Origin of the sequence: Siccibacter turicensis LMG 23730, assembly GCF_000463155.2 — a bacterium.
Taxonomy (GTDB): Bacteria; Pseudomonadota; Gammaproteobacteria; order Enterobacterales; family Enterobacteriaceae; genus Siccibacter; species Siccibacter turicensis.
This window is the reverse complement of record NZ_AWFZ01000011.1, coordinates 1-304: the sequence shown is the minus strand read 5'-3', so window position 1 is coordinate 304 and position 304 is coordinate 1. Positions and strand designations below refer to the sequence as shown.

Annotated in this window: 1 rRNA gene; it reads right to left on the bottom strand. The window is 54.3% G+C overall.

Going from position 1 to position 304, the window contains the following annotated elements:
* Positions 1–304, bottom strand: a 16S ribosomal RNA gene (locus DW58_RS01240); the annotation flags it as partial.

Genomic DNA, 304 nt, shown 5'->3' with positions numbered 1-304 from the left:
TCATCCTCTCAGACCAGCTAGGGATCGTCGCCTAGGTGAGCCGTTACCCCACCTACTAGCTAATCCCATCTGGGTTCATCTGATGGCAAGAGGCCCGAAGGTCCCCCTCTTTGGTCTTGCGACGTTATGCGGTATTAGCTACCGTTTCCAGTAGTTATCCCCCTCCATCAGGCAGATCCCCAGACATTACTCACCCGTCCGCCACTCGTCAGCGAAGCAGCAAGCTGCTTCCTGTTACCGTTCGACTTGCATGTGTTAGGCCTGCCGCCAGCGTTCAATCTGAGCCATGATCAAACTCTTCAAT